Genomic DNA, 13,124 nt, shown 5'->3' on the forward strand with positions numbered 1-13,124 from the left:
ACGCCCCGGTGCGAGCCGACCGGCCCCTCTGACCACCCCACGACCACACCTGGTGCAAGGAATGTTCGAAAACTTCTTGATCCGCCCCGACAGCCTGCGCAATGAGGAGCGCGACGGGCAGACCGTCGGCTTCACCCTCGCTGTCCGCCACGCCAACTACCGCGGCTGCTACCTCTCCCTCCACAACGGCTACTACATCGAGGTCGACGGGACCGAATACCCCACCGACCAGCAGATGTTCGAGATCAACGGCAAGCCACCGCGGACCTTCGACGAGATCCGCACCGCCGTGCACGAACACTGGGACTACGACGACGAAGCCATCCTGCACGTCGCCGCCCCCGGAGGCCTCGCCCCTGGCGAGCACACCGTGCGCTTCCAGCAGTCCGTCCTCGCCGCCTACGGCTACCTGCCCACCGACGAGGAATGGGTGAAGAACCCGCCCAAGCCCGGCTCCGGAGCAGGCTCCGACAAGACCCCGGAAATCGTCTCCTACACCCTCACCCTGACCGAGCCGGAGAAGATCCGATGACCATCCAGCGCGGCGTGTCGCTCTACAGCTACCAGCAGTCCCAGTTCTTCAAAGAACTCACCCTCGAGGACCAGATCCGCGAGGTCAGCCACAACCTCGGCGGCGCCGACGGCATCGAACTCGTCGACGAGATGTCCCTGCGCTATCCCGACCCCGGCGACGACTTCCGCCGCCAGTGGTTCACGTGGATGGAGACCTACGGCACCAAGCCCGTCGCCATGGATGTCGGCATGGACGTCCTGCAGTTCCGCGACCACGTCATGACCATCGAGGAGTGCGCCGACCGGCTCCGCCACGACATCTGCCTCGCCAAGTCCCTTGGGTTCACGAACGTGCGCGTGCTGTCCGTGGTCCCGATCGAGGTGCTCGTCTCCGCCCTGCCCCTCGCTGAGCAGCTCGACATCAGGCTGGGCAAGGAGATCCATCAGCCCATGACCCTGGAGGGCCGCGAAGTCACCGAGATTATGGACATCGTGGACCGCACCGAGACCAAGCACCTCGGTATAGTCCCGGACCTCGGGATCTTCCAGTTCCGCCCCTCGGAAGTACAGCTGGCATGGTTCCAGCGACGCGGCGCCCAGGAATCGGCATGCGAGGCGTCCGTCCACCTCGCCCTGCAACTCCGTGACGGCAACGGCCCCTTCGACCCGGTCGACATGGCCCGCCACACCGCCGGCAACCTGCGCTCCGAGTTCAACCGCTTCCTTACCACGGGAACCTGCCCGGCCCCGTTCACCGAGGCGTTCGAAGGCGTGAAGCAGTTCACGAACAACCGAGTCCAGAACCCCCAGGACATCGACCTCCGGGTCGTCGCCGAGGCGCTCATGCTCTCCCGGACCTCCGCGGACACCCTCCGACAGCTCACCCCCCACGTCATTCACATCCACGGCAAGTTCAACAACATGTCCCCGCTGCCGATGCAGCCCGGTGAGTACCACGAGATCTCGATCGACTACGACGCCGCGATCCGTGCCCTGAAGGAGGGTGGCTTCGACGGCTACATCAACTCCGAGTACGAAGGCCAGCGCTACTTCCAGGATCGCGGCCGGGAAGACCTGATGGACGAGGTGGAGCAGGTCCGCCGCCACCAGAAGATGCTGCGGAGGTTGCTAGCCGCATGAGCAACACGCCCGAACACACCGAAGCCACCCCGCAGAAACGGGGCGGCCGTCTCATCGCCTTCATCGGCACCTACGGCAGCCCGTCCGACCCCGAAGCTGGCGGCATCACCACACTCGAAGTCAGCCGGGACGGGCGCAAACTCACCCTGCTCGGCCGGGTAGGCGCGCCCCGGGAAGCCGGCTACCTCGTCTACGCCCCCACTACATGCACCCTGTACGCGGTGGACGAGCGCAAGACCGACGGCAGGGGACCGGTGGAACCGCCTGCGAGTGTGCATGCCCTGTCCGTGTCTCAACAAGACGGCAGCCTGACGTGGCTGAACTCGCATGTCGCTCCCGGCCCTCGGCCGACGTTCCTCTCGCTCGACGAGGGGCGAGGCGTCCTGCTGACCGCCAACCACGGAGACTTCGAGCACGTCGAGCACGTCGTCCGCACAGGCGAAGGCACCTGGGCAGTGGAATACCTCTACGACGACTCGACCGTGCTGCTCTACGGCCTGGCGCCGGACGGAACGATCGGCCAGCTCCGCGACGTGCAGGTGATGCCCGGCCACGGCAAAGACCCGAACTTCTCGCCGCAGGCCGGCGGACACGCCCAGGCCAGCGCGCACGCGCACTGCGCCGTGATCGATCCCAGCGGAAGCCACGTGCTGGTGGGGGACAAGGGCACTGACCGCATCCACGTCTACACGCTCGGCGATACGCTCGAACTCGTCCACACGTACACGTTCCCGCCGGAAACCGGTCCACGGCATATCGCCTTCGATCCTGTGAGCGGGCGAGCCTTCGTCACCTGCGAGTTCGCGTCCGCCCTCGCCTCCTTCGCGTTCGATCCGGCCACGGGCCGGCTGCGTCCGCTGGACCAGGTTTCCACCGTCGCGGCCGGCCACGAGGGCCTGAACGAACCGGCCGAGGTGAGGGTCCACCCGGGCGGCAGGTTCGTCTACGTCAATAACCGAGGAGAGGACTCGCTCGCTTGGTTCCAAGTCGCTGATGACGGCAGGCTCACCCGGATGGGCCACGTCCCCGTCGCTGCCTCGCTGCACCCCGGTGTCGCAGCCCGCAGCTTCGCCTTCGACCCGTCCGGGTCGTTCATGCTCGTCGCCGACCGGCCGGCCGACCTCGTGCGCGCGTACGGGGTCCACGCAGCCGACGGGACACTGTCGCCACTGGCGGAAGTGCACGTACCCCAGCCCGCGTTCGTCGAGTTCGCGGAACTGCCCGGCTGATCCGGAACACGAGGTCCCCAGCCGCGAGGGCCGGACGGTGCATTCTGTCCGGCCCTCGCCGTTCGGCGGATCCAGTCTGCCCGCGGGGACGTATACCGGCGGTCGGCAGAACTCGGAACAACGCGCAGCATCTGGCGCCGCCGGTGTGGCTCATGGAGCGGTCGGCTTGCTAACTGAACTGTGCTCAGGCAGCGAAGCTGAACCCGGCGAAGGAGGCAAGTTCCGGATGGCCGGCAGGAGTGGAGTGAGCGACCCATGATGCGAGGCATTGCGGCTCGAAGAGTTCGTCGACGACCAGATGGACGGCTCCGGACAGCCCGGCCTCACTGCCGAGTGAGGAGCGTTCGATGCGCAGACGACGGGTGGCGAGGGGGAGCGACCGGTGGAGAACGGTCTGCCGGATCTGAGAATGAATCGTGTCACCGGTGTTGATGACGTTGCCGCCCAGGATGACCCAGCCCGGATTGTAGAAGCTCACCAGGGTGGCCAGAGTGCTCCCGACGAGCTTTCCGGCTTTCAGGAGGAGTGCCCTGGCGGCGGTGTCGCCGCGTTCGGCAGCTGACGCGATGTCGGCTGCGGTGATGTGGCCTTGTGCCGTGAGGATCTGCGCGAGCTGTGTGCTGCCTCCGCTCTCGGCGAGATGCTGTCCCTGGGCAGCCAGCGCCGCACCGCCGGCCACAGCCTCCAGGCAGCCCGTGTTGCCGCATCGGCAGGTGACGTTCTCGCTGTCGGAGACGGTGACATGACCGATGTCGCCGGCGCAGCCCTCGCTGCCCCGGTGCAGTCGTCCGCTGGAGACCAGACCTGCTCCGATTCCGGTACCGATCTTGACGTAGAGCAGGTTGCGGACCTTAGCGGCGGCGGGGTTGGCACGCAGCTCTCCGAGCGCCATCAAGTTCACGTCGTTGTCCACCCATGTCGGTGCGGACCACTTTCGCGCGAACCAGTCTCGGATCGGATATCCGTCCCAGCCGGGCATGATCGGCGGCGCCACAGGCAGCCCGGTGCTGAACTCGACGGGACCGGGGACGCCCACCCCTACACCCCATACTTCCTGGCCGGAGGCCCGGGAGGCCAGCAGGGAATCGATGAGGGTCTCGGCGCGGCCGAGCACGGCGTCCGGACCGGCGGCGACGTCGGTGGGTTCCATCACTCGGTCGAGGATGCGGCCGGACAGATCGGCCAGTGCGATCTTGAGACACGTCGCGCCGATGTCCGCTCCGACGATCAGTCCGGCTTCGGACCGCAGCCGGAGGCGGCGTGGTTGACGTCCTCCGGTGGAGGGGCCGACACCTGCCGTAGTGATCAGTCCGGCCGCCTCCAGCTCCGCTGTCCTGGAGGCGACGACGCCGCGCCCCAGGCCCAGGTGACGGACGAGGCTGGGCTGAGTCACGGCCGTGTTGCAGCGGATGGACCGCAAGACTGCGGCCAGGCTTTCAGCCTGTTCGCTCGGCACTCTGTCTCCTTGGCTCGATGACTGCGGAGTAGGGCCCGGTGCCAGGCCCGGACCGTAGGGGTCAGGGTGCTCGGGCCGCCCCTCGCGGTGCCATGGACGTGGTCCGCCCAGCTCCGGCAGCGGCGATGCGGAACTGGAAGCGCCGAGGAGGCGCTTGCCGGGGGCGCCCGTGAACTGCCGACTAGCTGGCACCTTGGAGCTGTCCACGCCGACACCTCTCCGTCGGGCGGGTTGCAACACGCTAACCGATCACTGCGAGGCTGCGGAAGCGTTTCGGCCTGGTCCGGCTTGCTGGCGCTCTAGCCCCGGGTGGAGCAGGTCCGGCCGGATGTGTCGTCTGGTGTAAGGGCGCCTGACCAGGTAATTCACCGGCCAACGGGAGAGGCACGGGCTGAGGTCGATCTTGACAGCTTCCCCCCACGGAGCAGATGGCCGACCCGATTGTCAGCAATATTGGCGGCAAAACCATTGACTTTTGCATGCAACTCACCAAAGTATGTGACCGCCATCACGAAGCTGTGTTCGGACGCTATTGAGCAAAGGCGGATACCAGCGGCTTCGTCAGGCCTTCTCCCTCTTTAGCCTCCCAAGGAGCACCCGGTGAGTGCAGCACGTAGACGAGCCCCCGATTCCGGTGCCGACGAGGCCCGACACGGCGAGGCGGCGTCCCGGCAGGCCAAGGGGGCCCCTTCTGTGGCCGACGCCGTTAGCGGGGTAGCCATCGCGGCAGAGCACGTCGCCAAGAGATTCGGCCACGTAGAAGCTCTGCGTGACGCGTCGATCCGTGCGGACCGTGGCCAGATCGTGGCCCTATTCGGCGACAACGGAGCCGGGAAGTCGACCTTCCTGCGGATCCTCCAGGGTATCCATCAGCCCGACAGCGGGCGGCTGATCGTTGACGGCCAGCCGGTCTCGATGACGTCGGTCCGCGACGCGCAGGCTCTGGGTGTCGACACCGTCCACCAGGACCTGTCGCTCGCGCCCGACCTCAGCGTGGTGGACAACATGTTCGTCGGGCACGAACTGCTCAGGCGAGGTCCACTGGGGCGGATAGGCCTCCTGGACCGGCGGGAGATGACCGAGCGGACCGATGCCGCGCTGCGGGAGCTGTCGATCAACCTCCCCTCGCTGACCGTTCCGATACGTGATCTGTCGGGCGGACAGCGACAGGCGGTCGCCGTAGCCCGGGCCGTCATGTGGTCGAGCACAGCGGTGCTGATGGACGAGCCGACGGCAGCACTGGGCGCCCGCCAGTCCGAACTTGTCTGCGACCTGATGCGGACCGTCGCCGCTCGAGGGCTGGGCGTCGTGGTCGTCTCCCACGACCTGCCCCGGATCCTCGCCATGGCCGACCGGGTCGTCATCCTCTGTCGCGGACGCACCGTACTGGATGCTCCCGCCAGTGAACTCACCGTCCCCGATGCAGTGGCAACAATGGTCGGCTACGGCCAGGAAGAGAGTGCGGCATGAGCTCCCAGGCGCAGCTCCTGCCCAATGGGGCATCATCCTCGGTAGACACCCGGGCCGTCGCCGCCAAGCCACTGTGGCTTCGCGCCCTGAGCACTCGTGCGGCCGCGATTCTGGGCCTGGACATCGCGCTGTTCGTGACGTTCACCGTCCAGTCCGGCGGTCTGTTTGCCACCGAGGCCAACGTGCAGTCGCTGCTGTTGTCGGCGACCGAGGCCATCTTGCTGGCAGTCGGGCTGTCCATGATGCTCGGCGCCGGAATCTTCGACCTGTCGCTCGGAGCCAACCTCGTCCTGTCCTCGGTGGTCGGCGCGAAGCTGATGCTTGCGGTGGCTGACCAGACCCCGGACGGCAACTACCGCAACCTCGGGACCGTGGTGGTCGTGGGAGTAGCCGGCTGCCTGGTCACCGGCATGCTGTTCGGACTCGTCAACGGTGTCCTTGTCGCGTACTTGAGGATCAACGCCCTCATCGCGACGCTGGGCACGCTCGGCATCGGCAACGGCATCGCCTATGTGATCAGCGACGGCTCAGATCTGGCAGGACTGCCCCCACAGATCCAGTCCAACTTCGGACTGCTGACCTTCGGCGTGGTCCCGGCCCCCGCCCTCGTGGCGATCGCCGTCGCCGCCGCCGTTTTCGTCTGCATCCAGTTCACACGCTTCGGGTCCCGCACTCTGGCCATCGGCTCCTCACTCCGCGCGGCCGAGCGCGTCGGCATCCGGGTGCCCCGGCACCTGCTCAAGCTGGCCGTCCTGGCCGGACTGCTCGCCGGGATGGCTGGCTTCATCGACCTCTCCCACATCGTCAGCACCAGTCTCAACGGCCACGCGAGCGACGCCCTCAACGCAGTCACCGCCGCCGTCATCGGCGGAACCCTGCTGGAGGGCGGCAAGGTATCCGTGCTCGGCGCCATCTGGGGCGCCGGCCTCGCGGTCATCCTGCAGGCAGGCCTGGTCATCGCTGGCGTGTCGTCGTACTACCAGCTCATCGCGGTCGGCACGGTCCTCATCCTCGCCGTCGGCATGGACCGCTTCAGTTACATGCGGCGCGAACGGGCCTGACCGGCCCCGGCACGCGGTGCCCGTCGGCGACGGGCCACTGAACCACCACTGCACCGCCTTTCGCCGTCCGACCTGGACAGCGGCTCTCCGAGACCGGCTCCGCAGCTGACTTCCTGCTCACGCCGCGGGAGCCGCAGTCGGCCATTCGGTCGCCTGGATGGCCAGCACCCGACAGCGACGCGAGCTATGAGCCACGCGTCCGTCCCCGGAGGACTGCACCCCCACCGCAGCCCCGCGCCCCCTTTTTAGCGGTCCCACTTCCTTCCCACAGGTCCCAGCCGTTTCCCACCCCTGAGGAGCAAAGAAATGAGAAGGCCCATACACCGGCTGCTTGCCGGCACCTCTGTTGTCTCGCTGGCTCTGGTGACAAGCGCCTGCAGCAACGCCTCAACTGACACCTCGTCCACCCAGGCCACCAGCGCAAAGCTCTCGGTCGCGGCTGTGTACGGGCTGACGAGCGATCCGTTCTGGACGACGCTGGGCTGCGGCGCCAAGAGCGAGGCAGCCAAGCTCGGCGTGACCTACAAGGAGTACACCTCCGCGAACGGGGAGACCTCCTCGTACTCGCAGAACTTCTCATCGGCCCAGCTGACGAAGCCCGACGGCATGATCGTCAACCCCGCCAACCCGAACCAGTTCACGAGTCAGTACAAGACCCTGATGAACAACGGCGTCCCCGTCGTGACGATCAACTCCGCGGAGCCCCCCACGCAGTACAAGGTCGTCGGCACCGACACCGAGAACCTGGACTTCCTCTCCGAGCTGACCAAGCTCGTGCCGAGCGGCTCCGGCTCGATGGCCGTCATCAACGGCATTCCCGGGCTGGTGCCGGTCGACTCGCGTCTCGACCCCGTCGTCAGCGCGATCAAGAAGGCGAACCCCGGCCTGAAGTCCTTGAAGACCCAGTACACCAACTACGACACCACGAAGGCGACTTCGGCGGTCTCCTCGCTGCTGATCGCCCACCCGGACCTCAAGGTGATCGTCGCCGCGGACGGTCCCGACGGGCAGGCGACCGCGGCCGCCGTCAAGCAGGCAGGCAAGGCAGGAAAGGTGACGGTGATCGCCTTGGACGCGATCCCCACCGAGGTCGCGGCACTCAAGGAGGGGACGATCACGGCTCTGGTGGCGCAGTCGCCAGTGCAGATCGGTGAGCAGCAGGTCAAGGCCGTCGTCGACTACCTGCGTGAGGGTAAGAACGGTGCCGTGCCCGCGTCCTCGGACAAGACCGGTGTTCCCCAGAAGCTGCTCACCAAGGACACCGTCGACGACCCGGCCAACGCCGACTGGGTCTACAAGAGCAACTGCTGACCCAGCAAGGCACAAGCGCTGCCGAGACAGGTGGACACCGCAGCGCTCAGACCGCCATGCCGATCCGACGGCTCTGCCGTCGCCGCCCCACCGCCCTGTTTCCACCGCTGAGGAGAAGAGCATGAGGAACCTCGGGCACGGTTCACGCGCCGGAGCCTGTGTCGTCTCACTGACGCTGATGACCAGCGCCTGCGGCAACGCGATGACGAGTGATGCGGCATCCGCCGAGTCCGCCGACGCAAAGCTCTCGGTCGCGACCGTGTACGGGCTGACGAGCGACCCGTTCTGGACGACGCTGGGCTGCGGTGCCAAGAAGGAAGCCGAAAGGCTCGGCATCTCCTATCAGGAGTTCACTTCCGCCAACGGGCAGAGCTCCTCGTACGCGCAGAAATTCGCCCTGGCCCGACAGACGAAGCCCAACGGCATGATCGTTAATCCGAGCAACCCGAATCAGTTCACAAAGCAGTACAGGGCCCTGATGGACGACGGAATCCCGGTCGTGACCATCAACTCCGCAGAGCCCGCCACGCAGTACAAGGTCGTCGGCACCGACACCGAGAACCTGGACCACCTCTCCCGTCTGCCCCAACTCGTGCCGAGCGGCGCCGGCTCGATGGCCGTCGTCAACGGCATCCCAGGACTCCAGCCCGTGGACTCCCGACTGGACCCCGTCGTCGACGCGGTGAAGAAGGCCAACCCCGATCTGACCGTACTGCCGACCCGCTACACCAACTACGACATCGACCGGGCGACGTCATCCGTCTCCGCACTGCTGGCCGCTCATCCGGACCTCAAGGTGATCGTCGCCGCCGACGGTCCCGACGGGACGGCCACCGCAGCCGCCGTCAAACAGGCCGGCAAGGCAGGAAAGGTGGCAGTCATAGCCCTGGACGCGACCCCGACCGAGGTGCTGGCACTCAACGCGGGAACCATCACAGCCCTGGTTGCGCAGTCTCCGCTGCAGATTGGGGAACAGCAGGTCAGAGAGGTCGTCAACTATCTCCGCCAGGGCCAGGACGGTGCAGTGCCCGCATCCTCCGCAAAGACCACAGTCCCTCAGAAGCTCCTGACCAAGGACAGCGTCGATGAATCAGCAGATTGGATCTACAAGAGCAGCTGCTGACACCACAAGAACCTCGCGTCCCCCCCTGGCCCAGCCCAGCCCGCTCCCGCGCCCGGAGCACACGTGAAATGAGTCGCCGAATGCGCCGAATCGCCCAGTCCGTAGCTGCTTCCACGATGGCCCTCTCGCTTGCCGGCTGCGGACTGTCCAGCGCATCGAAAAACAACACGGACACGAGCCCGGCCAAGGGCAACGACGTGACGGTTGGTTTGCTCCTACCGGAGAAGACCAACACACGGTACGACCAGTTTGACTACCCCAGCATCAAAAAATGGGTCGCCTCCCTCACCGACGGCCAGGGAAAAACCGTCTACAGGAACGCGGATCAGGACGGGGACGAGCAGGCGTCCCAGATGCAGAAAATGATCGACGAGAGAGTCGACGTCATCATCCTCACCGCGGTCGACGCGCACACCATCGCCCCCATGGTGAGGAAGGCCAAAACTGCGGGCATCTCGGTCATCGCCTACGACCGTCTGGCCGAGGGACCGATCGACCTGTACGTCTCCTTCGACAACGAACTCGTCGGGCAAATACAAGGCCGGTCCCTCATCGAGGCCCTCGGCCCGGACGCGGACTCCTCAGACAAGATCGTCATGTTGAACGGATCGCCTACAGACCCGAGCGCCAAGGAGTTCAAGACCGGCGCGCTGTCCGAGATCTCCGGCAGAGCGACGATCGCGCAGTCCTACGACACCAAGGGCTGGAACCCGGACATCGCGCAGACAGAGACGGCCGAATCTATCAACGCTGTAGGCGTGGACAACATCGCCGGTGTCTACTCCGCCAACGACGCCATGGTGGCCGGCATCATCAAGAGCTTCGTGGCCGCAGGGGCCACCAAGTTGCCTCCCATCACCGGCCAGGACGCCGAGCTGTCAGCCGTGCAGCGCGTGATCACTGGCGACCAGCTGATGACGGTCTACAAGCCGTACCCGAGCGAGGCCGAGGTCGCCGCCGAGGCGGCCGTCATGAAAGTCCAGGGCAAGAACATCCAGTTCGACGCGCTGGCCAACGACAAGGTCGACAGCCCAACCCACAGGGACATCCCGACACACCTGGTCACCGTGGTCGCCCTGACCCGCACGAACATCAAGGACACGGTCATCGCCGACCGCATCTACACCCTGGACCAGATCTGCTCCGCCAAGTACAGGTCGGCGTGCGCCGAGATCGGCCTGTAGTAGTAACCAGGCCGCGGGTGGGTTTGTCCCACTGCGGGCGGACGCACGGGGGCTCGAACGCGGCTTGTCCCCCGTCATCTCCTGCCGAAATGCCGCAGCGATGTCCCCAGGGGTCCTCAAGCAGGACGCTGGGAGAGCTTCGGGGGTCCCGCAGGCTTCACAGAGGCTGCCCCGGCTACGTCCGCATACGTCGATGGCGTTCCCGCACAGCTCCGGTGCCGCCGCGATCCTCGCCCAGGAGCACCCGGACTGTACGGGGCAGCGCATCAAGGCCGCGTTGATGGCCTCCACGATCGCGCTGATCGGCCCCGACTCCCCTTACGAGCGCGGCACGGGCCGCGTCGACGGCGGGCGCCACCCGTCAGACCGTGATCGCCGACGCGCCGTCGATGTTCTTCGGCCAGCAGCTGTGGCCGCACCACGACGACCAACCGGTGACCAAGACCCTGACCTACCGCAACACCGGGACCGAGCAGGTCACTCTGGACCTGTCTGTGGCGGGCGACGCACCGGCCGGCATGTTCACCGTGTCGCCGAGCCGCGTGACCCTCCCGGCCGGAGGCACGGCCACCGCCGACAGCCGCGTCGGCGCCGAGGACGGCGCCCACGGCGCCACCGATCACAGCGAACGCGCAGGGCGCCAACGGCGAGAGCGTCCGGACCACCCTCAGCGTCGTGAACTCACGGTGCCGATCGGGCTGCGGGGCCCGGCGGCGAAGCGGGGCGCGGTCAAGTCCCTCGTGGTGAAGATGTCGTACGACGGTGGCCGCACCAGGAAGCTGGCCACCGTGCACGCGGGTAAGGACGGCAAGAGGCACCTCACCCTCACCAGCCCCGCCCCTCCCATCACGGTCGGTCTCAAGGCCACGCTCGTCGATCGTGACGGCAACACGGCGACCAAAACTCTGCCGAGCGCAGCGCGAAGGACACGTTCGCCGAGGTGCTGGCCGAACGTACCGGTCTGGCGCCCGACTCGTGCGTCCTCCGCGCGCAGGCCGCCGCCGTGAGCGCCGTGTTCAAAGTGGCGACCGATCGCCTCGCCGTCGACGCGGCCTCATCGGGGGCCGGCCCGGAAGTCCTGAACCGCCACCGAGAGCAGCTCGCGAGCGCACTCAAGCTAGTCACCCGAGGACTCTCGGATGCCTCCCGGCTCGTGGCGGACGACTGACCGGTCGTCATTTGATTTGTGGGGCGGCGTCTTCCCTCCAGGATCCATCCTGCTCGGCCACCGCCTCGAGACGCTGCTGCGAGGGGAAGTCGCCGCCACGGATCGACTCGTTGGCGTCGTAAAGCGGCTCACCGAGCGCCTTGCTGGAGACATGCGTGGCCTGGAGGCACAGGGTGCGCAAGCCGTTCCTTGCGGATGCTGCGGTAGAAGTGGCCTGTGCCAACCCGGGCAGCGTCGTTGCGCTGGCCCTCGCGTATATCGCCGTCACACCGTCATCCGGAGCAAGGCGTTCTCCGGCGTAGCGCGACGTGCCTTCGCCCGGCCGGTGTCGTCACACCGGACCTGCTTTCCGCTGGGCGTTGTCGAAGGCAGTGACAGGATCCTGACCGGCATGGTTCCAAGGGAACTCGGTGACCACGCCCTCCAGTGAGTGGAAGACGGGTGCGGCAAGCGGCGCCCTCCTGGCCGCGACCAGCGAGAAGGCGAGAAGGTTGAGGTCACGCAGGGCCTCCGCATGGACCAGTCGGCCCGTCTGCGGCCACAGGGCAGCAGCATTCCTCAGCACGGTGTCCGCCTCCTGACCGGACCAGAAATGGTCCGCCATCAAAGCGTTGACGCCGCCGTGGGCCATGGTCCGCAGGTATCGGTCGACCAGGGAGAACAGAGGCAACCCCACGATGGGCGCTGTGGTCGGCGTCGACGTTCGCACCCGGTCGACGAACTCCAGAGCCTGAGCGTGGGAGCCGCACTCGTCGGGGGAGAGGTAGCCGTACATCTGCAGATGGGCCTCGCGATGCCAGCGATCCCGTGCGGAGATCTCTTTCCATACGGCGAAGACCTCCTCACGGGGGTGTCGCCACTGTCTGAGTAGTCCGAGGCGTGCCACCCATGGGCTGGGATCGGAGGGATCCAGGCGAGCGGCTTCATTGCATGCCTGCAGTGCGTCCGTGACTTCGCTGTAGGACAGGGCGGAATGGGCGCCTCGGACCATGGCACCCCACGCGAGCAGGTTGTGCACGTCGGGAGTGCCGGGCGACTGCTCGATGAGGGCGTACTGGCTGCCGGGGCTGATCGTGGCGCCCAGGACCGCGAGGCGGTGAGCGCGCCGGTCCCAGTCCCGGCCGGCGTCGTGGAGCAGCCGCTTCACGATCGGCTCTGTCAGGGGACGTCCTCGCGGGTTGTTCCTGACATCGAACTGACGGCACGCCTTACCGAGGTCGGAGTCGTCGAGTTCAGGGGCCAGATGTGGGCTCGGTCTTCTACGGTTGAAGATCACAGTTCCAAGTTCCTGCGCGGATCGAGCATGGACGGACTTCCGGAAGGACGCGGACGGACCCCGCGCGACGAGCGACGGCGAGCCGGTGCGAGAACTTCACCGGCTCGAACCTGGTCACGTGCACGGTTGGTACGGCGCGAAGCAGCGTGGGTGGCGTCGTGACCGTGAAGGCGGCTGGCGTCGGCGACGCCAA

Annotated in this window: 12 protein-coding genes; 9 read left to right on the forward strand and 3 right to left on the reverse strand. The window is 66.8% G+C overall.

What is annotated here, in order from left to right:
- Positions 1-61: 61 nt before the first annotated feature.
- The 3 genes from ABZ887_RS00915 to ABZ887_RS00925 are packed head-to-tail and all read left to right on the forward strand — an operon-like array spanning position 62 to position 2,882.
- Positions 62-532, forward strand: coding sequence for a DUF6379 domain-containing protein (locus ABZ887_RS00915; protein ID WP_361281429.1), 471 nt, complete (start codon positions 62-64; stop codon positions 530-532).
- Positions 529-1,653: a hypothetical protein gene (locus tag ABZ887_RS00920; RefSeq protein WP_361281431.1), complete on the forward strand. Its 1,125-nt coding sequence runs from the start codon at positions 529-531 to the stop codon at positions 1,651-1,653. Before ABZ887_RS00915 ends, ABZ887_RS00920 begins: the two co-directional genes overlap by 4 nt.
- On the forward strand, positions 1,650-2,882 hold the full coding sequence (locus tag ABZ887_RS00925) for a lactonase family protein (RefSeq protein WP_361281434.1): 1,233 nt from the start codon (positions 1,650-1,652) through the stop codon (positions 2,880-2,882). The genes ABZ887_RS00920 and ABZ887_RS00925 overlap by 4 nt, the downstream gene beginning before the upstream one ends.
- 184 nt (positions 2,883-3,066) lie before the next feature.
- Here the strand turns inward: ABZ887_RS00925 and ABZ887_RS00930 are convergent, their stop codons facing one another.
- Positions 3,067-4,338 (reverse strand): ROK family protein, encoded by a 1,272-nt coding sequence (locus ABZ887_RS00930; protein ID WP_361281437.1) that lies wholly within the window; start codon positions 4,336-4,338, stop codon positions 3,067-3,069.
- A gap of 693 nt (positions 4,339-5,031) precedes the next feature.
- On the opposite strand from ABZ887_RS00930, the gene ABZ887_RS00935 reads away from it, so the two are divergent.
- The 6 genes from ABZ887_RS00935 (at position 5,032) to ABZ887_RS00960 (ending at position 11,494) form a co-directional block, all read left to right on the forward strand.
- The gene (locus ABZ887_RS00935; protein WP_361281439.1) at positions 5,032-5,808 is read left to right on the forward strand and encodes an ATP-binding cassette domain-containing protein; all 777 of its coding nucleotides are present in this window, start codon (positions 5,032-5,034) and stop codon (positions 5,806-5,808) included.
- Complete coding sequence (locus tag ABZ887_RS00940; protein WP_361281441.1) at positions 5,805-6,869, forward strand: ABC transporter permease; 1,065 nt, start codon at positions 5,805-5,807, stop codon at positions 6,867-6,869. Before ABZ887_RS00935 ends, ABZ887_RS00940 begins: the two co-directional genes overlap by 4 nt.
- Positions 6,870-7,175: 306 nt before the next feature.
- Positions 7,176-8,180 (forward strand): substrate-binding domain-containing protein, encoded by a 1,005-nt coding sequence (locus tag ABZ887_RS00945; RefSeq protein WP_361281443.1) that lies wholly within the window; start codon positions 7,176-7,178, stop codon positions 8,178-8,180.
- 121 nt (positions 8,181-8,301) lie between these two features.
- Positions 8,302-9,303: a substrate-binding domain-containing protein gene (locus tag ABZ887_RS00950; RefSeq protein ID WP_361281445.1), complete on the forward strand. Its 1,002-nt coding sequence runs from the start codon at positions 8,302-8,304 to the stop codon at positions 9,301-9,303.
- Positions 9,304-9,383: 80 nt separating this feature from the next.
- Complete coding sequence (locus ABZ887_RS00955) at positions 9,384-10,487, forward strand: substrate-binding domain-containing protein (protein ID WP_361281447.1); 1,104 nt, start codon at positions 9,384-9,386, stop codon at positions 10,485-10,487.
- A 368-nt stretch (positions 10,488-10,855) separates the two neighbouring features.
- Positions 10,856-11,494: a hypothetical protein gene (locus tag ABZ887_RS00960; RefSeq protein ID WP_361281449.1), complete on the forward strand. Its 639-nt coding sequence runs from the start codon at positions 10,856-10,858 to the stop codon at positions 11,492-11,494.
- A gap of 168 nt (positions 11,495-11,662) precedes the next feature.
- Here ABZ887_RS00960 and ABZ887_RS00965 read toward each other — a convergent pair whose 3' ends face one another.
- Both ABZ887_RS00965 and ABZ887_RS00970 read right to left on the reverse strand, forming a co-directional pair.
- Complete coding sequence (locus ABZ887_RS00965) at positions 11,663-11,836, reverse strand: hypothetical protein (protein ID WP_361281451.1); 174 nt, start codon at positions 11,834-11,836, stop codon at positions 11,663-11,665.
- Between the two features lie 150 nt (positions 11,837-11,986).
- Positions 11,987-12,931, reverse strand: coding sequence for a hypothetical protein (locus ABZ887_RS00970; protein ID WP_361281453.1), 945 nt, complete (start codon positions 12,929-12,931; stop codon positions 11,987-11,989).
- Positions 12,932-13,124: the final 193 nt, after the last annotated feature.

The sequence above is a fragment of the Streptomyces sp. NPDC047061 genome (assembly GCF_040643955.1).
Lineage (GTDB): Bacteria > Actinomycetota > Actinomycetes > Streptomycetales > Streptomycetaceae > Streptomyces.